General features: G+C 67.1%; 22 protein-coding genes. 14 read left to right on the plus strand and 8 right to left on the minus strand.

Annotation, left to right across the window (positions count from 1 at the left end; genetic code table 11):
• Positions 1–10: 10 nt before the first annotated feature.
• From cysS to BM397_RS00620, 4 genes are all read left to right on the plus strand, one after another.
• Positions 11–1,429, plus strand: coding sequence for a cysteine--tRNA ligase (cysS, locus tag BM397_RS00605; RefSeq protein ID WP_092426588.1), 1,419 nt, complete (start codon positions 11–13; stop codon positions 1,427–1,429).
• A gap of 97 nt (positions 1,430–1,526) precedes the next feature.
• The gene (gene cimA, locus BM397_RS00610) at positions 1,527–3,161 is read left to right on the plus strand and encodes a citramalate synthase (protein WP_092426586.1); all 1,635 of its coding nucleotides are present in this window, start codon (positions 1,527–1,529) and stop codon (positions 3,159–3,161) included.
• Positions 3,148–3,924: a squalene/phytoene synthase family protein gene (locus BM397_RS00615; protein WP_092426585.1), complete on the plus strand. Its 777-nt coding sequence runs from the start codon at positions 3,148–3,150 to the stop codon at positions 3,922–3,924. The genes cimA and BM397_RS00615 overlap by 14 nt, the downstream gene beginning before the upstream one ends.
• A 57-nt stretch (positions 3,925–3,981) precedes the next feature.
• A complete protein-coding gene (locus BM397_RS00620) occupies positions 3,982–4,287 on the plus strand; it encodes a hypothetical protein (protein ID WP_092426583.1) in 306 nt (101 codons plus the stop codon).
• Between the two features lie 52 nt (positions 4,288–4,339).
• Here the strand turns inward: BM397_RS00620 and BM397_RS00625 are convergent, their stop codons facing one another.
• Positions 4,340–5,554 carry an MFS transporter gene (locus BM397_RS00625; RefSeq protein ID WP_092426581.1) on the minus strand — a complete coding sequence of 405 codons (1,215 nt, stop codon included), beginning with the start codon at positions 5,552–5,554 and terminating at the stop codon, positions 4,340–4,342.
• A 114-nt stretch (positions 5,555–5,668) separates the two neighbouring features.
• Here BM397_RS00625 and BM397_RS00630 point away from each other — a divergent pair, with 114 nt between their 5' ends.
• Positions 5,669–6,316 (plus strand): DNA-3-methyladenine glycosylase family protein, encoded by a 648-nt coding sequence (locus BM397_RS00630; RefSeq protein WP_092426579.1) that lies wholly within the window; start codon positions 5,669–5,671, stop codon positions 6,314–6,316.
• Positions 6,313–6,978: an alpha/beta hydrolase gene (locus tag BM397_RS00635; RefSeq protein WP_092426577.1), complete on the plus strand. Its 666-nt coding sequence runs from the start codon at positions 6,313–6,315 to the stop codon at positions 6,976–6,978. The genes BM397_RS00630 and BM397_RS00635 overlap by 4 nt, the downstream gene beginning before the upstream one ends.
• A gap of 112 nt (positions 6,979–7,090) precedes the next feature.
• Here BM397_RS00635 and BM397_RS00640 read toward each other — a convergent pair whose 3' ends face one another.
• The gene (locus BM397_RS00640) at positions 7,091–7,522 is read right to left on the minus strand and encodes a VOC family protein (protein WP_092426575.1); all 432 of its coding nucleotides are present in this window, start codon (positions 7,520–7,522) and stop codon (positions 7,091–7,093) included.
• A gap of 190 nt (positions 7,523–7,712) precedes the next feature.
• Between BM397_RS00640 and BM397_RS00645 the strand changes: the two genes are divergently transcribed.
• Complete coding sequence (locus BM397_RS00645) at positions 7,713–8,297, plus strand: HNH endonuclease (RefSeq protein WP_092426574.1); 585 nt, start codon at positions 7,713–7,715, stop codon at positions 8,295–8,297.
• A gap of 162 nt (positions 8,298–8,459) precedes the next feature.
• Here BM397_RS00645 and BM397_RS00650 read toward each other — a convergent pair whose 3' ends face one another.
• The 3 genes from BM397_RS00650 to BM397_RS00660 all read right to left on the minus strand — a co-directional run bounded on the left by BM397_RS00650 (position 8,460) and on the right by BM397_RS00660 (position 11,038).
• A complete protein-coding gene (locus BM397_RS00650; RefSeq protein WP_092426572.1) occupies positions 8,460–8,957 on the minus strand; it encodes a bactofilin family protein in 498 nt (165 codons plus the stop codon).
• Positions 8,947–10,260: a M23 family metallopeptidase gene (locus BM397_RS00655; protein WP_092426570.1), complete on the minus strand. Its 1,314-nt coding sequence runs from the start codon at positions 10,258–10,260 to the stop codon at positions 8,947–8,949. The genes BM397_RS00650 and BM397_RS00655 overlap by 11 nt, the downstream gene beginning before the upstream one ends.
• A 325-nt stretch (positions 10,261–10,585) precedes the next feature.
• Positions 10,586–11,038, minus strand: coding sequence for a peroxiredoxin (locus tag BM397_RS00660; protein ID WP_092426568.1), 453 nt, complete (start codon positions 11,036–11,038; stop codon positions 10,586–10,588).
• 87 nt (positions 11,039–11,125) lie between these two features.
• Here BM397_RS00660 and BM397_RS00665 point away from each other — a divergent pair, with 87 nt between their 5' ends.
• From BM397_RS00665 to lpdA, 5 genes are all read left to right on the plus strand, one after another.
• Entirely contained in the window at positions 11,126–14,404 is a 3,279-nt protein-coding gene (locus BM397_RS00665) for a YhdP family protein (protein WP_245696120.1), read from the plus strand.
• A gap of 45 nt (positions 14,405–14,449) precedes the next feature.
• Positions 14,450–15,499, plus strand: a complete 1,050-nt coding sequence (gene queA / locus BM397_RS00670) for a tRNA preQ1(34) S-adenosylmethionine ribosyltransferase-isomerase QueA (protein ID WP_092426566.1) — start codon at positions 14,450–14,452, stop codon at positions 15,497–15,499.
• Positions 15,500–15,704: 205 nt separating this feature from the next.
• Complete coding sequence (locus BM397_RS00675; RefSeq protein ID WP_092426564.1) at positions 15,705–17,036, plus strand: MFS transporter; 1,332 nt, start codon at positions 15,705–15,707, stop codon at positions 17,034–17,036.
• Positions 17,037–17,136: 100 nt separating this feature from the next.
• Positions 17,137–17,721, plus strand: coding sequence for a DUF924 family protein (locus BM397_RS00680; RefSeq protein WP_092426563.1), 585 nt, complete (start codon positions 17,137–17,139; stop codon positions 17,719–17,721).
• 234 nt (positions 17,722–17,955) lie between these two features.
• Entirely contained in the window at positions 17,956–19,350 is a 1,395-nt protein-coding gene (gene lpdA / locus BM397_RS00685) for a dihydrolipoyl dehydrogenase (RefSeq protein WP_092426561.1), read from the plus strand.
• A gap of 232 nt (positions 19,351–19,582) precedes the next feature.
• Here the strand turns inward: lpdA and BM397_RS00690 are convergent, their stop codons facing one another.
• The 3 genes from BM397_RS00690 to BM397_RS00700 all read right to left on the minus strand — a co-directional run bounded on the left by BM397_RS00690 (position 19,583) and on the right by BM397_RS00700 (position 21,206).
• Complete coding sequence (locus tag BM397_RS00690) at positions 19,583–20,170, minus strand: HD domain-containing protein (protein WP_092426559.1); 588 nt, start codon at positions 20,168–20,170, stop codon at positions 19,583–19,585.
• The gene (locus BM397_RS00695; protein WP_092426557.1) at positions 20,167–20,421 is read right to left on the minus strand and encodes a hypothetical protein; all 255 of its coding nucleotides are present in this window, start codon (positions 20,419–20,421) and stop codon (positions 20,167–20,169) included. The genes BM397_RS00690 and BM397_RS00695 overlap by 4 nt, the downstream gene beginning before the upstream one ends.
• Positions 20,422–20,552: 131 nt before the next feature.
• Complete coding sequence (locus tag BM397_RS00700) at positions 20,553–21,206, minus strand: alpha/beta hydrolase (RefSeq protein WP_092426555.1); 654 nt, start codon at positions 21,204–21,206, stop codon at positions 20,553–20,555.
• Between the two features lie 168 nt (positions 21,207–21,374).
• Here BM397_RS00700 and iscR point away from each other — a divergent pair, with 168 nt between their 5' ends.
• Both iscR and BM397_RS00710 read left to right on the plus strand, forming a co-directional pair.
• Entirely contained in the window at positions 21,375–21,875 is a 501-nt protein-coding gene (iscR, locus tag BM397_RS00705; protein WP_092426553.1) for a Fe-S cluster assembly transcriptional regulator IscR, read from the plus strand.
• A 57-nt stretch (positions 21,876–21,932) separates the two neighbouring features.
• Positions 21,933–22,976: a cysteine desulfurase family protein gene (locus tag BM397_RS00710; RefSeq protein WP_092426551.1), complete on the plus strand. Its 1,044-nt coding sequence runs from the start codon at positions 21,933–21,935 to the stop codon at positions 22,974–22,976.
• The last annotated feature ends 42 nt before the right edge of the window (positions 22,977–23,018 follow it).

The raw sequence follows: 23,018 nt of genomic DNA on the forward strand, positions 1-23,018 counted from the left end.
GGAGCGCGACATGACCATCTCGCTGACCAACTCGAAGACCCGCCGCAAGGAGGTCTTCACGCCGATCGATCCCGAGAACGTCCGGATGTATGTCTGCGGGCCGACGGTCTACGACCGCGCGCACCTCGGCAACGCACGCCCGGCCATCGTCTTTGACGTGCTGGCGCGGCTGCTGCGGCATGCCTACGGGCACGATCACGTGACCTACGTGCGCAACTTCACCGACGTCGACGACAAGATCAATGCCACCGCGCAGGCGCGCAAGGCGGCGGGCGATCCGCGCAGCCTCGAGGAATTGATCGCCGAGCGCACCGAGGAAACCATCGGCTGGTACCTGCAGGACATGGGCGCGGTCGGCGTGGCCGAGCCCGATCACATGCCCCGCGCCACGCAGTTCATTGCCCAGATGATCGCGATGATCGAGGGGTTGATCGCCGACGGACACGCCTATGAGGCCGAAGGGCACGTGCTCTTCGCCGTCGAGAGTTACAAGAACTACGGCGCGCTCTCGGGTCGCTCGGTTGACGACATGATCGCCGGGGCGCGGGTCGAGGTCGCACCCTACAAGCGCAATCCGATGGATTTCGTGCTGTGGAAGCCTTCGGCCGATGACCTGCCGGGCTGGGACAGCCCGTGGGGCCGGGGCCGTCCGGGCTGGCACATCGAATGCTCGGCCATGGCCTACGATCTGCTGGGCGAGAGCTTCGACATCCACGGTGGCGGCAACGACCTGATGTTCCCGCACCACGAGAACGAGATCGCCCAGAGCTGCTGCGCGCACCCGCATGGGGAGTTCGCCAAGGTCTGGCTGCACAACGAGATGCTGCAGGTCGAGGGCAAGAAGATGTCGAAGTCGCTCGGCAACTTCTTCACCGTGCGCGATCTGCTCGACGGCCACGAGGGCATGCCCGCCGTGCCAGGTGAAGTGATCCGCTTCGTGATGCTGTCGACGCATTACCGCAAGCCGATGGACTGGACCGCCGAGAAGGCGGCGCAGGCCGAGGCGACCTTGCGCGGCTGGCGTTCGGTGACATCGGGCGTGGAGCCGGGCGAGGCGGATGCCGAGCTGGTGGCGCTGCTGTCGGACGATCTCAACACGTCGGGCGCGCTGACCCGGTTGCACAAGCTGGCCAAGGAGGCCGCAAGCGATCCTGCGGTAGCGGGCGTGTTGCTGACCTCGGCGCAGCTTCTGGGCCTGCTGACGGACCAAATGGGCGATTGGGTTAGCGCCGGGCCGGACCTTTCGGGCCTCGCCGAGCACCTCGCCGATGTCCGGGTCAAGGCCATGGAGACCAAGGATTTCTCCGAGGTCGACCGGCTCAAGACCACGCTGATCGAGGCCGGGGTCGAGGTGCGCATGTCCAAGGCGGGCGTCGAGCTTCTGCCCGGCGCTGGCTTCGACGCGGCCAAGCTGGAGGGGCTGCTGTGATGCGAAGCGGGGTGACCATGTGCCGGCGGGCAGCGGGAAGCGGGGGCCAGCCCCCGCGCCCCCGGAGTATTTCCGGAAAGATGAAAGGAGGGGCGTGATGGGGAAGGACCGTCTCTATATCTACGACACAACCCTGCGTGACGGGCAGCAGACCCAGGGCGTGCAGTTCTCCACCGCTGAGAAGCATCGCATCGTCGCGGCGCTGGACTCGCTGGGGGTCGATTACATCGAGGGCGGCTGGCCCGGGGCCAACCCCACCGACAGCGCCTTCTTCGACGAAGTCGGACAGACCCGCGCCACGATGACCGCCTTCGGCATGACCAAACGGGCCGGGCGCTCGGCGGCCAATGACGATGTGCTGGCAGCGGTGCTCAACGCCGGGACGGGTTCGGTCTGCCTCGTCGGAAAGACCCACGAGTTCCACGTCACCACAGCGCTCGGCATCACGCTGGAGGAAAACCTCGAGGCGATTTCCTCGTCGATCGGCCATTGTGTCTCGCAGCAGCGCGAGGCGCTGTTCGACGCGGAACACTTCTTCGACGGCTACAAGGCCAACCCCGGCTACGCGCTGGACTGCGTGAAGGCAGCGCTGGACAATGGCGCGCGCTGGGTCGTGCTTTGCGACACCAACGGTGGCACGCTGCCCGAGGAAGTGGGGCGCATCGTGCGCGAGGTGATCGCCGCGGGCGTGCCCGGCGAGAAGCTCGGCATCCACACCCACAATGACACCGAGAACGCCGTGGGCTGCACGCTGGCAGCGATCGACGCGGGGGTGCGGCAGCTTCAGGGCACCTTGAATGGTCTTGGTGAGCGCTGCGGCAATGCCAACCTCACCACGCTGATCCCGGTGCTGCTGCTCAAGGAGCCCTATGCCAGCCGCTACGAGACCGGAGTGAGCCTCGAAGCTGTCGAGGGCATCACGCAGGTCAGCCGGATGCTCGACGAGATCCTGAACCGCGTGCCGATGCGGCAGGCAGCCTTCGTCGGCAGTTCGGCCTTTGCCCACAAGGCGGGATTGCACGCCAGCGCGATCCTCAAGGACCCCAGCACCTACGAGCACATCGAGCCGGGGCTTGTCGGCAATCGCCGGGTCATCCCGATGTCGAACCAGGCCGGCCAGTCGAACCTGCGCCGCCGTCTTGCCGAGGCGGGGCTGGAAGTCGAGAAGGGCGATCCGGCGCTGGGTCGAATCCTCGAACGGATCAAGGCTCAGGAGGCCGAGGGCTACACCTACGACACCGCTCAGGCGAGCTTCGAGCTCTTGGCGCGCGACGAGCTGGGACTGCTGCCCGAGTTCTTCGAGGTGAAGCGCTACCGGGTGACCATCGAGCGCCGCAAGAACAAGTACGACCAGATGGTCTCGCTGTCGGAAGCGGTGGTGGTGGTCAAGATCGGCGGTGAGAAGAAACTCTCGGTGTCGGACAGCCTTGACACCGAGGGGCACGACCGCGGCCCGGTCAACGCGCTGTCGAAGGCGCTGGCCAAGGACCTCGGTCCCTACCAGTCGGTGATCGACGACATGCGGCTGGTCGACTTCAAGGTGCGCATCACCCAGGGCGGCACCGAGGCGGTGACCCGCGTCATCATCGACAGCGAGGACGGCTCGGGGCGACGCTGGCAGACGGTCGGCGTCAGCGCCAACATCGTCGATGCGTCGTTCGAGGCGCTGCTCGATGCGGTGCGCTGGAAGCTGATCCGCGACTGCGACGGGGTGGCGCGTGCAGCTCAGTGACGACCTGATCGCCTGCGCCGGGCTGATCGAACGCGGCGATCCAGATCGCTTCGCCGCCGCCATGGCCGCACCGCCCGAGGCGCGGCGCGTGCTCTTTCCGCTCTACGCGTTCAACCTCGAGGTTGCCCGCGCGCCCTGGGTGACGCAGGAGACGATGATCGCCGAGATGCGCCTGCAATGGTGGCGCGACGCTCTCGAGGAGATTGCCAAGGGCGGCGAGGTGCGGCGGCACGAGGTGGTCACGCCGCTGTCGAAGGTTCTGGACCGCGATACGGCGGCGCGGCTCGATCCGCTGGTTGGCGCGCGACGCTGGGACATCTACCGCGACCCTTTCGAGGACGAAGATCACCTGACCCGCTATATCGAGGAGACCTCGGGGCTGCTTTTGCTGGCCGCGGGGCAGGCGCTTGGCGGGATGGACGAAGAGGTGGCGCTGGACGCGGGCTATGCCTTTGGCCTTGCCGCTTTCCTGCGCGCAGTACCGGAACTGGAAAGCAAGGGCCGGGTGCCGCTGCTCGATGGCCGGCCCGAGGGCGTGGCGGCGCTGGCCCGCGGTGGGCTGGAGCGGCTGCAAAAGGCGCGCATGGGCTTCGGCGCGGTGCCGAAGGCGTCCCGCCCGGCGCTGCTTGCCGGATGGCAGGCAGGGCCGCTGCTCGCGCTGGCGGCGAAGGAGCCGCAGCGGGTGGCCGAGGGGACCTTGGAGCTTTCCGAGTTCTCGAAGCGCGCGCGGCTGATGAAGGCGGGGTTCACCGGGCGGGTCTGACGTGCCGCTCCGCCCGCGCGCCGCGATGTGCTATGATACGGGTGTGGAGGGAAGACCATGACCCCTCTTGCGATCACCCTGGCCGTCTTCGCGTCGGCCGCCACGGCGCATGACTGGTACGAGCCGGTGTGCTGCAGCGGCAGGGACTGCGTCCCGATCCGCGCCAGCGCCGTCGTGACGGACGGGGGTTGGCTCGTGAGGCTCGCGCCCGCTGACCATCCGATGCTGAACGTGGGGGCCGAGTATTTCGTGCCCTACGAGGATTTCAGGGTACGGCCCTCGCAGGATGACCGCTTCCACGTCTGCATCAGCAACGTCGAGCGCTATCTGCTTTGCCTCTACGTGCCGGAGGGCAAGGGGTGATAGGCGCAACTCTCTTGAAAGAGAGTTGCAAATTCCTTCGAAGGAATTTGCCTCACTCTGCTGGCTGTTCGACCGGACGCAGCACCAGCCAGATCAGCGCGCCGCCGGCAAGCACGAGGAAGGGCACCATCGCCATGATAACGGCGTTCCAGCCCTCCTGCGGCGTGCCGCCCGAGCAGTTCATCAGCCCGCCCGAGGCCAGCGAGCCAAAGGTCACCCCGCCGAAGACGAGAAGATCGTTGAGCCCCTGCATCCGGCCGCGCTCCTCGGCGGTATGCGCGCCGGACAGCATGGTGGTCGCCCCGATGAATCCGAAGTTCCAGCCGATCCCCAGCAGCACCAAAGCGATGAAGAAATTCTCCAGCTCGACCCCGGTCATCGCCACGGCGCCCGCGCCGGCGAGGATGAAGAGGCCGAGGCCCATGACCTTCTCGACGCCGAAGCGGTTGATGATCTGGCCGGTGAAGAACGACGGCGCGAACATCGCCAGCACGTGGGCGCTGACCACATTGGCCGCGTCCGAGGTCTCGTAGCCGCAGCCGACCACCGCGAGCGGGGTGGAGGTCATCACGAGGTTCATCAGCGCATAGCTCACCATCCCGCAGATCACCGCCACGGCGATGCGCGGGGTGGTGATCAGCTGCCAGCGGCTGCGGCCGTAGTCGCTGCCGGGGGCGGGGGCCGGGGGCTTGGGGATGTCGAGGAAGAGGAACAGCAGCGCGCCCACGAGGTTGATGGCGATCACCGTGGCATAGGTGCCGAAGAAGGGGATCACGTAGGCATCAGCGGTGAGCTTCACCAGTTGCGGGCCGATCAGCGCCGAGGCCAGGCCGCCCGCCATCACGTAGGAGATTGCCTTGGGGCGGAATTCGGGGCTGGCCGTGTCGGCGGCGGCGAAGCGGTAGAATCCCTGCGCCGACATGTAGAGCCCGGTCAGCAGGCTGCCGAACAGGAAGATCGGGAAGGACTGCAGGTAGAGCCCCGTCGCGCCGACGATGCCGCCCAGCGTGCCGCCGAACGTGCCGAGGAAGAAGCCCGCGCGGCGGCCAAAACGCTGCATGAAGGCCGAAACCGGGGTGGCCGAGAGCATGGAGCCCAGCACGATCAGCGAGATCGGCAGCGTCGCGAAGCAGGGGTTCGGTGCCAGCGACTGCCCGGCGAGCCCGCCGATGGTGAAAATCATCGGCATCTGCGCGCCGAGGAAGGCCTGCGCGAGAACCAGAACGGTGACATTGCGCCGGGCGCGGGACTCTGTTGTGCTGTGCATGCGCAATCGGTAGGGCGGGCTGCGGGGGAGCACAAGAGGGCACGGCTGCGGCCTGACGCCGCTCGGCGTCTCTTCGGTGGGTCTGAGTATTTGTTGAAAGATGAAAGGGAAGGCATGACGGATGCAGTGCGGCAGGTCGGACGGATCATCCACTCGGATGCCTGTGTAGCGGAAGGCTGCGTCTGGCTCGCGGAGGCCGAGCCGCGTTTTGCCCATGCGCTCGAGCTGACCGGCCCGCTGCCCCTGCGGCGGCGCGAGGACGGTTTCGGGCAGCTTCTGTCGGCCATCGTCAGCCAGCAGGTCAGCGTTGCCTCGGCGCGGGCGATCTGGGCGCGGCTCGAGGCGGCGGGGATGATCTCGCCCGAGGCGATCCTGTCGCAGGATATCGAGGGGCTGCGGGCGCTCGGCCTGTCGCGGCAGAAGGCCACCTACGCGCAGGCGCTGGCCGCCGAGGGCATCGACTTCGACGCGCTGCGCGACGCCCCGACACCGGTGGTGGTCGAGAGGCTGACGGCGGTGAAGGGCATCGGCGTCTGGACCGCCGAGATCTACGCCATGTTCTCGCTCGGCCACGCGGATGTCTTCGCGCCGGGGGACCTGGCGCTGCAGGAGGCGGCGCGGCTGCTCTTCGAACTCGACGAACGGCCCAAGGAGCGGGCGTTGCGGCAGATGGCGGAGGCCTGGAGCCCCTGGCGGGCTGTTGCGGCGCGCGCGCTCTGGGCCTACTACCATGTGCGCAAGCAAAGAGAAGGTATTGCATGACCCGCGTTCTTCAGGCCGGCCGCAAGGGCCCCGCATCGGGTGAAACCCGTTCCTGCGTCGTTTTCCTGCACGGCTATGGCGCCAATGGCGCCGACCTGCTGGGCCTCGCCGATCCGCTGGCCGAGCACCTGCCCGACACGATGTTCGTCGCCCCCGACGCGCCGGAGGATTGCGCCGGCTCGCCGATGGGCTTCCAGTGGTTCCCGATTCCTTGGATCGACGGCTCGTCCGAAGAGGAGGCGATGCAGGGCATGGCGCGCGCGGTCGAGGATCTGAACGCCTTTCTCGACGCGCTGATGGTCGACGAGGACCTGCTGCCCGAGCAGGTGGCGCTCTTCGGCTTCTCGCAGGGTTCGATGATGTCGCTGCACGTGGCGCCCCGGCGCGAGGACGAGGTCGCGGGGGTCGTGGCCTTTTCCGGACGGCTGGTCTCGCCCGAGCTGCTCGCCGACGAGGTGGTGAGCCGCCCGCCGGTGCTGCTGGTGCATGGCGACCAGGACGAGGTGGTGCCGCCGGAATCGCTGCCCGCCGCCGCCGAGGCGCTGCAGGGCGCGGGCTGGAAAGAGGTCTACGCCCATGTGATGAAGGGCACCGGCCACGGCATCGACCCCGAGGGGCTGGGCGTGGCGCTGGCCTTCCTGCGCGACAAGTGCGGGTTCTAGGTCGCGCCTTGCGCGACCGGCGCGTGTAGCGGGTCCGCGCTGCGGACCTGCGGGCGCGCGAGAGATCGGAGGTCGGCGCGAGGCAAGGCGCGCCGGCTGGTATCAAGCTCCGCTAAGCCCAGAGCTTCGGCTCGGCCAGTTCCACGGAATTCCCCGCCGGGTCGCGGAAGTAGATCGAGCGCGCGCCGTTCGGCCAGGTGAAATCTGCCTCGATCGCGACGCCGGCGGACTGCAGCCGCCTTCGCCAGCGCTCCAGCGCCTCGCCGGGCATGGCGAGGCACACGTGCCCCGGCCCGCGCGCGCCATGGCTCGGGACGGGAAGGGTGGGGTTGCGCGGCGGCTTCTCGGTTTCCTCGGGGTTGAAGATCAGCAGCACGCCGGTGCCGACGCGGTAGAACACGTGGCGGCTGTCGACGCGGGAGATTTTCTCGAGCCCCATGATGCCGCCGTAGAAGGCTTCGGCGGCATCGAGATCGGGGCAGTAGAGCGCGGCTTCGAGGAGAAAGCCGGGCGCGGTGGCGTCGGGCAAGGGCAGATCATTCATGCGAGAAGACTAGCCGATGCCGCGCCTTGGTGTCATGCTCATGTCATGAGCATCACCTATCCACAGGGGCATCAGGGCATATAGCGAGGCTTGTCAGAGGCTTTCCGCGATATATAGTGGTCTTGTAGCTGGGGCGGGTGGTCCCGTTCTGGTGCCCTTACGAGCAGACAGAGCGGGGGACGACTCACTCATGGACGGCGACTTCAGGACACATTTCGTACGAGAGCCCTCGGCGCTCCGCCAACACCCGGCGCTGGTGCTGAACGCGGATTACCGCCCGCTCTCCTACTACCCACTGTCGCTCTGGCCATGGCAGGAAGCGGTGAAGGCGGCCTTTCTCGACAGGGTCGATATCATCGCCGAATACGACGACGTGGTCCGAAGCCCCTCGATGGTGCTGAAGATACCCAGCGTGGTCGTCCTCAAAGACTATGTAAAACCGAGAAAGCGCGTGGCCTTCACGCGCTTTAATCTTTTCTTGAGGGACCAGTTCCGCTGTCAGTACTGCGGAAGCAAGGGCGATCTGACCTTCGACCACGTGGTGCCGCGCGCCTCGGGCGGCATCACCAGCTGGGAGAACGTGGTGGCGGCCTGCTCTCCGTGCAACCTGCGCAAGGGCTCGAAGAGCTTGCGCCGGGCCGGCATGTCGCTCTACCGCGCACCGCGCCAGCCCACGGCAGGGGAGTTGCTCGACGTCGGGCGCAAGTTCCCGCCCAACCACCTGCACGACAGCTGGCTGGATTTCCTCTACTGGGATGCCGAGCTGGAGGCCTGACGCGGTCCGGGACGATCCCAGGCACGTCCCGTCGGCAGCCCCGAGGGGCATGCCGCGCGAGGAGTGGCGGGTCGCAACTGTCAGGTAGCGACAAGTGGATGGCGGGCAAAAAAAACGCCGGGCGATGCCCGGCGTCGTTGTCTCTGGTCTTGGCCTTCCGGCTCAGCCCGCGGTCGGTTCCGCGGCAGCGGCGGGGGCCGGTGCGGCCCTGCCTTTGCCGGTCGCGAGCGGATCGTCAGCGCGCTGCACCGACCCCTCGAAATGAGCACCGGATTCGATCGCGATGGTCTTGTGGATGATGTCACCCTCGACGCGGGCGGTGGCGGTCAGGCGGACCTTGAGGCCCCGCACGCGACCAACGATGCGGCCGTTGATCACCACGTCATCGGCGACGATCTCGCCCTTGATGGTGGCGGACTCGCCGACGGTCAGTAGGTGGGCGCGGATGTCGCCCTCGATGGTGCCTTCGACCTGAATGTCGCCGGTGGTCTTGATGTTGCCCGTGATGTGCAGATCGCTCGACAGGACCGAAGCCGGCGGTTTGGCTTTCGGTGCGGTCGGTTTGAACTCGGTCGACCGGGGCGCATCGGAAACAGCGGGTTTCGCCGCGGTATCCTCGGCCTTGGGCCCGGGTTCATTGATCTTGCTCTTAGAAAACATCGTTAGCAGCCTTGATGTAGATCATGGGATTGACGGGTTCCCCACCAACGCGCACTTCATAGTGCAGGTGCGTGCCGGTCGACCGTCCTGTATTTCCCATAGCACCAACCTGCTGTCCGCGCGAGACCCTTTGGCCGACCTTCACGTTGATTTTGGACATGTGGGCGTAACGCGTCTCGATCCCGAACTCGTGCTGCACCTTCACCAGGCGGCCGTAACCCGACATCCAGCCCGCGTGGGTGACCACGCCGTCGGCGGTGGCGTAGATCGCCGTTCCATGCGGGGCGGCGAAATCGGTGCCCGCGTGCAGGCGGCCCCAGCGACGGCCGAAGCCCGAGGTGAAGCGGAACGGATCCTTCAGCGGTACCGAGAAGGGAGCCTTCTCGGCGGCGATGCGGTACATGTTCAGCTTGTCCATCTCGCCGAGAATGCGGTTGGCACGCTCGGCATCGGCAGAGGGTTCCTCGCCGCGGGTGCTGAAGGTCAGCGGGGTGAGCGGGCCGCCCTGGCCGGAGTAGCCTTTGCGCACCTGCTTGATCAGGCTGTCGGGGTTCATGCCGGCGGCCTTGAACATCTTGTCCAGCGGCTCGACCGAGATCGTCATCGCGTCCTCGAGTTGCCGGAAGATGATGTCGTTCTGTTCCTCGCGCAGCCGCAACTCGGTGGCGATCTCGTCGGCGCGCACCAGCGCGTCCTGTGCATCGGCGACAACCTGATCGCGCTCGGCAGCGGTCCGCGCGAGCATGTCCGACAGCAGGTCGACCGTGCCCTCGCCGTCGCTCGCGGCTGCCGCCAGCGCGGGGCCACCGCTGGCCACCTGCGCTTCGAGCGCGGCGAGCCGGTCGCTGGCGTCTTCGCGCTGCTTCATGGCGGTGCCGAGGGTCGATTGGATGACGTCTATGCCGGTTTCCAGCTCGCGGCGGCGGGTTTCGCTGTCGAGAAGCTGGGATTGCATCTCGGAGACCTGGGCAAGTGCGGTGTTGAACCGGTCCTGCGCGGCCTTCGCCTCGGCGGCGCGGATGTCGCGCTCGCGGGACAATTCGTTGAGGCGCTGCTGGTAGGTGGTCTGGTCGCGACGGGACTGTTCGCGGAAGTTGCCGGCGCTGATGCTGTCCATCAGCAGGATCGAGGTGGCGACGATGGTCCAGCCCACGGTCAGCGCGATGCCCAGAGTCGCGATCGCCTGTGTGCCGGAACGGAGGCGGATGAACCGCGTGTCGCTGTCCGATCTCAGAAAAAGCCGACGTTCCGGAAAATAGCGCTCAAGAAGCGCGTGCCATTTTATCGCGAGCCGCGTGCGCACGTGTCTGTCCCTTGTTCCGTCCCAATACCGGCTCAGGTCCCCTAGTCCCGAGCCTGCAAAGGGACTAACAGACCCCCTCGAAATCGCAACAATTTTGGGCTTGCGATTCGTTGCGGAAAGCGGAAGCGCGCGCAAACGGCGAAAACCCGCCGATCTCAGATACTTCTTTAGGATAGTTTTTGCCCGATTTCGCGGCGCATCGTGATCGGCGGCTGACGCAGGGGCATCCAGGCCGCCGTGCGGCGGCCCGGGCTTGGAAGGTGCCGTGCCTTGGGGCACGTTCTTCGACGGACTTGCAAGTCCGTTCAAGGGGAGGTGGTTCGGCTCAGGGCTCCTTGGCCGCGGCGAGCACCTCGTCGGCATGGCCGGGCACTTTCACCTTGCGCCATTCGCGCGCGATGCGGCCTTCGCCGTCGATCAGGAAAGTGCTGCGTTCGATGCCCATGAAGGTCTTGCCGTACATCTTCTTTTCCTTCCACGCGCCGAAGGCGGTGCAGGTCTGCGCGGTCTCGTCCGACAGCAGCGGCACGGTGAGCGCTTTCTTGCGCATGAACTTCTCGTGGCTTTCCAGCGAGTCCGCCGAGATGCCGAAGACCTTCACGCCGAGGGCCTCGAACTCGGGCAGAAGCCGGGTGAAATCCTGGTTTTCCACCGTGCAGCCCGAGGTATCGTCGCGCGGGTAGAAGAAGAGCACGACCTTTTCGGGGCGCAGGGCGGACAGGGTGATCTCTCCGCCGCCGGTGACGGGAAGGGTGAAATCGGGGGCCATGTCTGACATCGTGCATCTCCTTTGGGCGGTTCGCTTTACCGGGTTCTTGGGCTAGAACCCGATGTAGGACAATAGCCAGATGAGAGCGCGCTGCCAGTGACCGCGAGCCCGACCCAGAAGAAACGACGCTCGAGACGCCGCCGCGTCGTGATCTGGGGGTGTGGCTGCGGGCTGGGGGCGCTGCTGCTGGTGGCGCTGATGATCGGCGGCGGCATCTGGTACGCGATGGGCCGTTCGGTCTCGGCGCCGGACTGGCTGCGCAGCACGATCGAGGCCCGGATCGCCGATGCGCTGCCCGGCACGGAGGTGGATTTCGGCGACCTGCGGCTGCGGTTGCAGCCCGACGGGCTGGCGCGGATCGCACTGACCGATGTCGAACTGCGCGGTGCGGACGGCACGCCAATGCTCTCGCTCGGGCTGCTCGAGGCGGGGCTGGCGCCGACCAAGTTGCTGCGCGGAGAGTATGAGCTGCGCGTGGCGCGGGTCTCGGGGGTGCAGCTGACGGCGCGCCGCGATGCCGAAGGGCGCCTGACGATGGGGTTCGACGAGCTCTTCGGCTCAGGCGCGGCAGCCCCCGATATTCCGACGCTCATGGCGCAGATCGACAGGCTCGCCGCGGACCCGCGGCTCACCGGGCTGCGCTCGGTCGAGGCGGATGCGCTGACCCTGCGCTACGAGGACGCGCGGGCCGGGCGCGCCTGGACCGTCGACGGCGGCCGCATCGGGCTGCGCCGCAATGGGGGTACACTGGCGCTGTCGGGGGATGTGGCGCTGCTTGGACGCGGTGACGTTCCGGCGACCTTGTCCTTCAATGCCGAGAGCCCGATCGGCAGCGGGTCGGCCAGCTTCGGCGTGTCGCTCGGCAGTCTCGACGCGCAGGACATTGCCTCGCAGGGGCCGGCGTTGGCCTGGCTCAACGGCTTGCGCGCGCCGATTTCCGGGGCATTGCGCGGCGCGATCACCGGTGCCGGCGATCTCGGCGAGCTTTCGGCGACCCTGCAGATCGGCTCCGGTGTCCTGCAACCACGCGCGGACACGCAGCCGATCCCCTTCGAGGAGGCGCGCACCTATTTCTCTTTCGATCCGGCCAGCGCGACGCTCACCTTCGACGAGATCTCGGTCAAGAGCGCCATCGGGACCGTTGTTTCGGACGGGCGCGCGGTGCTCGAAGGCCTGTCCCGGGGGATGCCGGACGCGATGGTCGGCCAGTTCCGCTTTTCCCGGCTGGAGGCCGATCCCGAGGGGTTCTTCGAGGACAAGCTCCGGCTTGCCGGGGCCGAGACCGACTGGCGTCTGAGTTTCGATCCCTTCCGCTTCGAGCTGGGTCGGCTGCGGGTCATCGACCCGGCGCTGCCGCTGCGCGCCAGCGGCACGCTCGCGGCGGAGGAGGGCGGCTGGCGCTTCGCGCTCGACGCCCAGCTCGACACGCTGAGCCCGGAGACCCTGCTGGACTACTGGCCTCCTTCGGCCGGCGACAAGGCGCGCGACTGGGTCGAGAAGAACATCTACGCGGGCACCTTCCACGACGTGAAGGCGGCGCTGCGACTGGAGCCGGGCGGCCGCCTGGTGCCCTACCTTCAGAGCCGGTTCACCGGTGTCGAGCTGACCTATTCGCGCACCCTGCCGCGGCTCTACGAGGGCGTGGGGCAGCTTACCTTCCTGCGCAACCGGCTAACCGTGGCGCTGGACAGCGGCGAGGTCCGGCCCGGGCAGGGCGGCGTGCTGCAGGGCAAGGGTTCGAGCTTCGTCATCCCCGACCTGACCGAGCGGCCGATGACCGGCGAGGTGATGGTGCGTGCCACCGGCAGTCTCGAGGCGGCGCTCTCCTACCTCGACGCCGAGCCGCTCGAGGTGATGAAGAAGGCCAACAAGCCGGTGGCGCTCGGCAGTGGCGAGGTCGCGGCGGACGTGCGCATCGTGACGCCTCTCAAGAAGGGGATTCAGCGCGAGGAGATCACGGTGATCGCCGACGGCACCGTCACCGGGGTGGAAAGCGCCGAGATCGTACCGGGCAAGGTGCTGACGGCGGACAAGCTCCTTGTCGCGGTGGACGACACCGGGGTGAGCGTCAGCGGTCAGGGCGATCTCTCGGGGGTCCCTTTCGACGGGGCATGGACGCAGTCCTTCACCCCCGACACGCCGGGCAGGGTCGAAGGCGAGGTGGTGCTCTCCGAGGCGGTTTCCCAGGCGCTGGGGATCGGCCTGCCCAAGGGGACCTTTTCGGGAGAGGGGCGCGGCAGGGTCGACATCACGCTCGCGCATGGCCAGCCGCCGCGTCTGGAGCTGACCTCGGACATGGCGGGGCTGGGGGTGTCACTGCCGCAGCTCGGCTGGCGGCTGTCGCAGGGCGGCACCGGCTCGCTGAAGGTTGGCGCCACGCTGGGCTCGCCGGTCGCGGTCGACACGCTGGCGCTCAGCGCGCCGGGGCTGACGGCGCAAGGGTCGGTGTCGCTCAACGCCGATGGCACGCTCGGCCGGCTGTCGCTGCCGGTGTTGCGCGCGGGCGGCTGGCTCGACGGCGAGGCGGTGTTGACCGGGCGCGGGCGCAACGCCGCCCCGGCCATGCGGATCGTCGGCAACGCGCTCGATATGCGCGGCCTGCCACTGGGCGGCGCGGGCGGCAGTGGCAGCGGCGGGCCCATCGAGGTGGCGGTCAACCGGCTTCAGGTCACCGACAAGATCGCGATCAGCAACTTCCAGGGCCAGTTCGACACGCGGCGCGGGATCAACGGCACCTTCACCGGCGCGGTCGGCGGGCGTGCCCCGGTGCGCGGCGACGTGGTGCCGCAGAATGGCGGCACGGCGATCCGCATCCGTGCCCGGGATGCCGGCGATGTGCTGAAGGGCGCGGGCGTGATGAAAAACATCCAGGACGGCACCTTCGATCTGACGCTGGTCCCGGTGAAGGGCAAGAGCGGCGAATACGACGGGCTGCTGAAGATCGGCGGCACCCGGATGCAGAAGAACCCGGCGGTGGTGCAGTTGCTCGACGGTATCAGCGTGGTCGGTATCATCGACCAGCTGAACGGGCCGGGCATCTTCTTTTCCGAGGTCGAGGCGCGGTTCCGCATGACGCCGCAACAGATCATCCTCACCCGCTCCAGCGCCATCGGCCCCTCCATGGGCATCTCGATGGATGGTTATGCCAACCTCGCCACCGGGATGATGGACATGCAAGGCGTGCTCTCGCCGATCTACGTGATCAACGGAATCGGCCAGCTCTTCTCGCGCAAGGGCGAGGGGCTGATCGGCTTCAACTTCAACCTGCGCGGCCCTGTCGCCGATCCGGCGGTCAGCGTGAACCCGCTTTCGGTCTTCACTCCGGGCATGTTCCGTGACATTTTCCGCCGCCCGCCCCCGCAGGTGAGCCAGTAGCGCGCCAGACCCTGACAAAGCCCTTCCAAGAGTTCCCAAGACCCCATGCAGCTTTCCGATTTCGACTTCCCTCTGCCCGAGGACCTCATCGCCACGCGCCCGGCGCACCCACGCTCCTCGGCGCGGCTGCTGGTGGCCGAGGGCGAGACGATCACCGATGCCGTCGTGCGTGACCTGACGGACTGGCTGCACCCCGGCGACCGGCTGGTGCTGAATGACACCAAGGTGATCCCGGCGCGACTCTCGGGTCTGCGGCACCGCTCCAGCGCGCAGGGCGAGACCGAGGCACGGATCGAGATCACATTGCTCGAGCCCCGTGCGGGCGGGCTCTGGGCAGCGCTGGTCAAGCCGCTGAAGAAGCTGCGCGAGGGCGAGACGGTGGTGCTGTCCGAGCGGCTTTCAGCCACGCTCGAAGCGCGCGAGGAGGGGCAGGGCCTCTTCCGTTTCAACCTGACCGGCGAGGATTTCGACGCCGCGCTGGCCGAGGCTGGGGCGATGCCGCTGCCGCCCTATATCGCTGCCAAGCGCGCCGCCGACGAACAGGACAAGGAAGACTATCAGACGGTCTGGGCGCGGACCTCGGGTGCGGTCGCTGCCCCCACCGCCTCGCTGCATTTCGACGAGGCGCTGCTGGCGGCGCTGACGGCGCGGGGCGTGGAATTCACCCATGTGACGCTGCACGTCGGCGCGGGCACCTTCCTGCCGGTGAAGGTCGATGACGTGACCACCCACAAGATGCACGGCGAATGGGGCGAGGTGACGGAGACCGCCGCGGCCGAGATCGCCGCCACCAAGGCGGCCGGCGGCCGGGTGATCCCCGTGGGCACCACGGCGCTGCGCCTCATCGAGACCGCCGCCCGCGGGACCGGGGCGATCGCGCCCTGGACCGGCGTGACCGACATCTTCATCTACCCCGGCTTTCAATTCCACGTCGCCGACGCGCTGATGACCAACTTCCACCTGCCCAAGTCGACGCTGATGATGCTGGTCGCGGCCTTCATGGGCAAGGCGCGCATGGACCGCGTCTATGCCCATGCGCTGGCGGAGCGCTACCGCTTCTTCTCCTACGGCGACGCCTCGCTGCTGATCCCCTGAGCCGAGGACGAGCGACCTTCCGCCGCTTCAGGGCAGTTTAACCCTAAGCTGCCTATGCGGGTGCGGGACCTGTGCATGTTTTCGCGCCATTTTATAAATCTTCTTGCGCCGAACGCGCGGGGCAGGCAGGGCAGGGCCAAGGGCGGAATCGACGCTTCGTGACGCTGCGACATTCGAACGGAACGACGGACAAGGGATCTGAGCGATGGGCGAGGTTCTGAAACACTCCTGGGCGCTGCTGCTCGGGGTCATGCTGCTGATGGTCGGCAACGGTCTGCAGGGCTCGTTGCTCGGCGTGCGCGGCGGCAGCGCCGGCTTCTCGGCCTTCTCGATGTCCGTGGTCATGTCCGGCTACTTCGCCGGTTTCCTGCTGGCCTCGCGCATGACGCCCGGGATGATCCGCCGCGTCGGCCACGTGCGGGTCTTCGCCGCGCTCGGCTCGTTCATCTCGGCGGTGCTGATCCTCTACCCTGCCTTCCCGCACCCCATCATCTGGACCATCGAGCGGATGATTATCGGCTTCTGCTACTGCGGCGTCTACGTCACTGCCGAAAGCTGGCTGAACAACGCCTCGTCGAACGAGAACCGGGGCCAGGCGCTCTCGGCCTACATGATCGTGCAGATGTTCGGCATCATCGCGGCGCAGATGCTGCTGCTGGTGCCCGACCCCTCGGGCTTCCTGCTCTTCGTGATCCCCTCGGTGCTGGTGTCCATCGCCTTCGCGCCCATTCTGCTGTCGATCACGCCGACCCCGGCCTTCGACACCACCCGCCCGATGAGCCTGCGCGAGCTCTACACCGTCTCGCCGCTGGGCATGGTGGGCATGTTCCTGCTGGGCGGGGTCTTTGCCTCGCAGTTCGGCATGGCGGCGGTCTACGGCTCCGAGGCCGGGCTGAGCCTTCCCCAGATCTCGACCTTCGTCGCGGCCTTCTACGTCGGCGCATTGGTCACACAATACCCGCTGGGCTGGCTGTCGGACCGCATGGACCGGCGCATGCTGGTGGTGATCGTGGCGATGGTCGGTGGTCTCGCTGCCGCTGCGGCGGTCTCGCTGTCGGGTCATTTCACCGTGCTTCTCGCCGCGGCCTTTTTGGTCGGTGGCGCGTCGAACCCGCTCTACTCGATCCTCATTGCCCATACCAACGACTACCTCGGCACCGACCGCATGGCGGCGGGCTCGGCGGGGCTGCTGTTCATCAACGGCCTCGGCGCCATCGCTGGCCCGCTGATCTCGGGCTACGCGATGCAGACCATGGGGCCGGGTGGCTTCTTCGTGCTGATCGCCGCGCTGATGCTGGGGCTCACCGTCTATGCCGGTTGGCGCATGACCCGGCGCCCGGCGCCGGAGTCGGATGACGCCGCCAGCGTCACCGCCGTGGGCCCTGTGTCCTCGCCCGTCGCGGTCGAGCTGGCGCAGGAAGTGGCGATCGAGGCACAGGAGGCCGCAGAGGCCGAAGCCGAGGAAGCGGCGCGGCTCGACGTTGATAGCGATCCCATTGCGCGACGGATGCCTAAATTTTGGTCGTTGCGCAAATGAAGCAGGGATTGTCGCAATTGACAGAATTTGTGACTTCGCCTTGCCGCATGGGCGAATGTAAACTTTGAGTGACAGCGGAGCGGCACGTAAGGATGGAACTATGAAAGCCCCCGAGGACATTCTGGCATTCTGGCTCGACGAAACCGGGCCCGAGCAATGGTACAAGGCGGATGAGGCGCTGGACGCCGAGATCCGCTCCCGGTTCGAGGAGACCTGGGACGCCGCGATGGAGGGACGGTTCGGCCTCTGGCTCACCTATCCCAGCGGTGCCCTGGCTTACATTCTTCTGCTCGACCAGTTCTCCCGCAACATGTTCCGCGACACGGCCAAGGCCTTCGTGGCGGACGAGATCGCGCTGGCGGCGGCCAAGCAGGCGATCTGGCGCGGCTGGGACATGAAGATCGACGAGCCGGCGCGGCAGTTCTTTTACCTGCCGCTGATGCACTCCGAGAACCTCTGCGACCAGGAGCGCTGCATCCGCCTCATGAAGGAGCGGCTGCCCGAGACCGGCGCAAGCAACCTGTTGCACGCGCGCGCCCACCGCGAGGTGATCCGCGACTACGGGCGCTTCCCGACCCGCAACGCGGCGCTGTCGCGTCCCAGCACCACGCCCGAGAGCGGTTACCTGCAGGGCGGCGGCTACGGCGAGGTGCTGCGCAAGCTGCAGGCGGACCAGGCGGCCTGACCTCCGCCACAGTAGGTTCTTGAGGGCCCGCGCGATGCGATCGCGCGGGCCTTTTTGCGTTCCCGCGTTCCGGTTTCTATCAGCGGGTTGCGCATTCGGTCCTGGACCGTCACCTTGCTCTCAGCCCGGCAGTGCCCTAGCTGCCCATGGGGAAGGCGATCTTTCGCGGGTGGCGTTGAAGCCCCCTGGGAGATGGTTTAATATCAAACTAGTTTGACTCGGCGGGAGAGAGCCATGGCTTCGCAAAGCTTCGACATGATCGTCATCGGTGCAGGACCCGGGGGCTATGTCGCCGCCATCCGCGGCGCGCAGCTCGGCCTGAAGGTGGCCGTGGTGGAGCGCGAGCACATGGGCGGCATCTGCCTCAACTGGGGCTGCATTCCGACCAAGGCGCTGCTGCGCAGCTCGGAGATCTACCACTACATGGAGCGCGCCAAGGACTACGGGCTGACCGCCGAGAAGATCGGCTACGACCTCGACGCGGTGGTCAAGCGCTCGCGCGGCGTGGCCAAGCAGCTGAACTCCGGCGTCACCCACCTGCTGAAGAAGAACAAGATCACCGCGATCATGGGTGAGGCGACGATCCCCGCCAAGGGCAAGGTCACGGTCAAGACCGACAAGGGCACCGAGGAGCTGACGGCAAAGAACATCGTCATCGCCACCGGCGCGCGCGCCCGCGAGTTGCCCGGCCTCGAGGCCGACGGCGACTGCGTCTGGACCTACAAGCACGCGCTTGTGCCCGCGCGCATGCCCAAGAAGCTGCTGGTCATCGGCTCTGGCGCCATCGGCATCGAGTTCGCCAGCTTCTACAACACGCTCGGCGCCGACACGACGGTGGTCGAGGTGATGGACCGCATCCTGCCGGTGGAGGACGAGGAGATCTCGAAGTTCGCCAAGAAGCAGTTCGAGAAGCAGGGCATGACCATCCGCGAAAAGACCATGGTCAAGCAACTCGACCGCGCCAAGGGCAAGGTCACCGCGCATATCGAGCAGAACGGCAAGACCACCAAGGAAGAGTTCGACACGGTGATCTCGGCGGTCGGCATCGTCGGCAACACCGAGGGGCTGGGCCTCGAGGCGCTCGGCGTGAAGGTCGAGCGCACCCATGTGGTGGTGGACAAGCACTGCCGCACGGGCATCGAGGGTGTCTACGCCATCGGCGACATCGCCGGCGCCCCCTGGCTGGCACACAAGGCAAGCCACGAGGGCGTCATGGTGGCCGAGCTCATCGCCGGCGGGCACCCGCATGCAGTCGAGCCCTCGTCGATCGCCGGCTGCACCTATTGCCACCCGCAGGTCGCCTCGGTCGGGCTGACCGAGGCCAAGGCCAAGGAAGCTGGCTACAAGATCAAGGTCGGCCGTTTCCCCTTCATCGGCAACGGCAAGGCGATCGCGCTTGGCGAGCCCGAGGGCATGGTCAAGACGATCTTCGACGAGAAGACCGGCGAGCTGCTCGGCGCGCATATGGTCGGCGCGGAAGTCACCGAGCTGATCCAGGGCTACGTGGTGGGCCGCCAGCTCGAGACCACCGAAGAGGATCTGATGAACACCGTCTTCCCGCACCCGACGCTGTCGGAGATGATGCACGAGAGCGTGCTCGACGCCTGGGATCGCGCGATCCACTTCTGAGATCGCCATAGGTGCGAAAACACGAAGGGGCGCCCGCGAGGCGCCCTTTTTTCATGGCCGCGAAGGCGCCGGCCGGAAGAGCAGGGGGCTCTGCCCCCGCCCGCTGGCGCGGACTCCCCCGGGATATTTGGACCATATGGAATGGCAGGACTCGTCCGCTTCCATATGGTCCAAATATCCCGGGGGTGAATTCGCCGCAGGCGAAGAGGGGGCGGCGCCCCCTTTCAGGATTTCAGTGGGAGAGCCGCGCGAGAAAGGCCTCGACCTTCGGTGCGAGCCAGTCCCAGAGCTTCGGTGCGCCGCTCTTGATCTTCGGCGCCATCTTGCGCTCGAAGACCGGCCAGGTGACCTTGTAGTCGACCCAGGAACCGCCTTGGGTGACGAGGTTCATGTTCGGCGGCTGGAAGCGGTCCACCGACTTGGCGAAGCGCGCGTCGGGGGTTTCGTTGGCCTCGAACTCGTCCCAGAGGGCGCGCAGCGCGGCGCCCTGGTCGGCGGGCAGCAGGCCGAAGAGCCGGTCGGCGGCGGCGGATTCCTCGGCCTCCTTGGCGGCCTCGTCGACCTCGCCGAAGAACGGGTTGTCGCCGGCGTCGATCTCCACGAGGTCGTGCAGCAGCAGCATCTTGATGACCCGCTCGATGGTGACCCCCTCGGGAGCATGCTCGCCCAGCACCAGCGCGAAGAGCGCCAGGTGCCAGCTGTGCTCGGCGGAGTTCTCGAAGCGCGCGCCATCCGAGGTCTTGGTGGCGCGGGTCACGGCGGAGAGGCGGCCCGCCTCGATGAGGAAGGCCATCTGTGCGTCGAGGCGGTCGGTGCTCATGCCTCGCGGGTCCCGGTCTCGTCAATGCCGCCAGCAGCCTTTGCGGCGTTCAGCCGCTCGACGAGGAAGGCCCGCGCCCGACGCTCGGCGAGGCGCACGCGCACAGAGGTGAGATAGGCTTCTTCGAGCGTGGTGGAGGAGGCGCCGATGACCTTGGCGACCTCCATGAAGAAGCGGTCGTCGCCGGTGAGCTTCATCACCTTGAACGTGTCCTCGGCCAGCTTGTCGGCAAGCTCGTTGGTCAGGCTCATGGGCGCTCCTCTTGGTCGCATGGTCTTTGGCAGTGTTGTCTTTGGGCGTGGTCGTTTTGCGCCGCCTGCCGGCCCCTTGGGGCGCGGCGGAAATGCAGAGGCCGGCGCGGGGCCGGCCTCGGGGTCTTCGATCAGCGCGTGGTCTCGGTCAGGCGCCGCTTCACGTAGCCGGTGACGCTGTCGATCATCGTCTCCATGTGCGGCTCTTCGAAGAAGTGCCCGGCACCCTCCACCTGGTCGTGGGTGATGGTGATGCCCTTCTGCTCCTTGAGCTTGTTCACCAGCGTCGTGGTGTCCGCGGGCGGCGCCACGCGGTCATTGGTGCCGTTGATGATCAGCCCCGAGGAGGGGCAGGGGGCGAGGAAGGAGAAGTCGTACATGTTCGCCGGCGGCGAGACCGAGACGAAACCGGTGATCTCGGGGCGGCGCATCAGCAGCTGCATGCCGATCCAGGCGCCGAAGGAGAAGCCCGCGACCCAGCAGTGCTTGGAATTGTTGTTCATCGACTGCAGGTAATCGAGCGCCGAGGCGGCGTCGGAAAGCTCGCCGATGCCCTGGTCGTATTCGCCCTGGCTGCGCCCCACGCCACGGAAGTTGAACCGCAGCACGGTGAATCCCATGTTGTAGAAGGCGTAATGAAGGTTATAGACGACCTTGTTGTTCATCGTCCCGCCGAACTGCGGATGCGGATGCAGGACGATGGCAATGGGGGCGTCGTTGTCTTTCTGCGGATGATAGCGGCCTTCGAGGCGGCCTTCGGGTCCGGGAAAAATGACCTCGGGCATCGGGCGGAAGTGCTCCTGATCGGTGTGCGCGAAATTGTTGACGAAATTTCTGCGGCACTTTAGAACGTTTCTAAATCCCGTGCGGGCACGGGAGAGGGCTTGATTGCAGATATGCAATTGCCCGGTCAAGGTCAATCGGTTGGGCGCGATCGCGTCCGGGAGGCATGCGTGAAGCTCAGCACCAAGGGACGTTACGCGATGGTCGCGCTGGTCGATATCGCCCTGCAGCCCGAGGGGGACCTCGTGACGCTCGGCGATATCTCGAAGCGCCAGGACATTTCTCTGCCCTATCTCGAGCAGCTCTTCGTCAAGCTGCGGCGCGCGGGTCTGGTGGCCTCGGTCCGTGGTCCCGGTGGCGGCTACCGGCTGGCGCGCACGCCCGACGAGATCCGCGTGGTCGATATCCTCGGGGCCGTCGACGAGACGGTGGACGCGATGCACAAGGGGGCGGGTGCCTCGGGTGGTGCCTCGGGCAGCCGCGCGCAGTCGCTGTCGAACCGTCTCTGGCAGTCGCTCTCGGCGCATGTCTACGTCTACCTGCACCAGGCGCGGCTCTCGGATGTGGTCGGCAACGCCCTGGCGCCCTGTCCGGCGGTCCCCTCGCTCTTCGATGTTGTCGACGAGCAGGACGAGCTGCCGGTGGCCCAGGTTGGCGCAGCCGAGGTCTGAAGCGGGTCCGCCCGGGCGGCGGGCCGCGTATTTGTGGAACAATGAAAGAGGGGCGGCGTGACGCGGGCCTATCTCGATTGGAATGCCACGGCGCCGCTGCGCGCCGAGGCGCGCGACGCGATGATCGCGGCGATGGACGTGGTGGGGAACCCTTCTTCGGTGCATGCCGAGGGGCGCGCCGCCAAGAGCCTGATGGAGACGGCGCGGGCACAGGTCGCCTCGGCGCTTGGGGCCGACGGGGCCGATGTGGTTTTCGTCTCGGGTGCCACCGAGGCGGCGGCGCTGGCCTGCGCCGGGCGCGGGCTGCATGGTGCCGACATCGAGCATGACGCCATGGCCGCCTGGCTTACCTGCGATCTGCCGGTGGACCGGCAGGGGAGGGTGACCGTGAGCGATCCGGCGGTGACTGCCCTGCAGGCGGCGAATTCCGAGACCGGCGTCGTGCAGGAGCTGCCGCAGGGGCTGGCCGTGGTCGATGTCACGCAGGTCTTCGGCAAGCTCCCCTTTGCCTTCAACTGGTCCGGAGCGCAGATGGCCATCGTCTCGGCGCACAAGCTGGGCGGGCCGAAGGGAATCGGCGCGCTGGTGATGAAGCGCGGAACCGATCTGCCGCCGCAGATGAGAGGCGGCGGCCAGGAAATGGGCCGGCGGGCCGGCACCGAGAACCTGGTCGGCATAGCGGGATTTGGCGCAGCCGCAGAGGCAGCCGCGCGTGATCTGGCCGATGACGTATGGACAGGAATCGAAAAACTTAGAACAATTCTAGAAAACGCTATTGCGGCTGCCGCTCCAGAGACTATTTTTGTCGGGAATGGTGCGTTGCGCCTGCCGAACACCTCCTGCTTCGCCCTGCCGGGCTGGAAGGGAGAGACGCAGGTGATGCAGATGGACCTCGCCGGTTTCGCGATCTCGGCGGGATCGGCCTGTTCCAGCGGCAAGGTCCGCGCCTCCCGCGTGCTGCGGGCAATGGGATTTGACGACGACGTGGCCGGCAGCGCGATCCGCGTGAGCCTGGGCCCGACGACACGGGAAGAGGACGTGCTGCGCTTCGCCGAAGCCTGGGCACGTCAGTATCGGAAGAAATACGCGCCGGCCTCCTGAGGCCACGCGCGTCACCGGAAACGCAGGGCAGCCCGCATGGTG

It is taken from the genome of Alloyangia pacifica, assembly GCF_900116195.1.
In the GTDB taxonomy this organism is placed as follows: Bacteria; Pseudomonadota; Alphaproteobacteria; order Rhodobacterales; family Rhodobacteraceae; genus Salipiger; species Salipiger pacificus.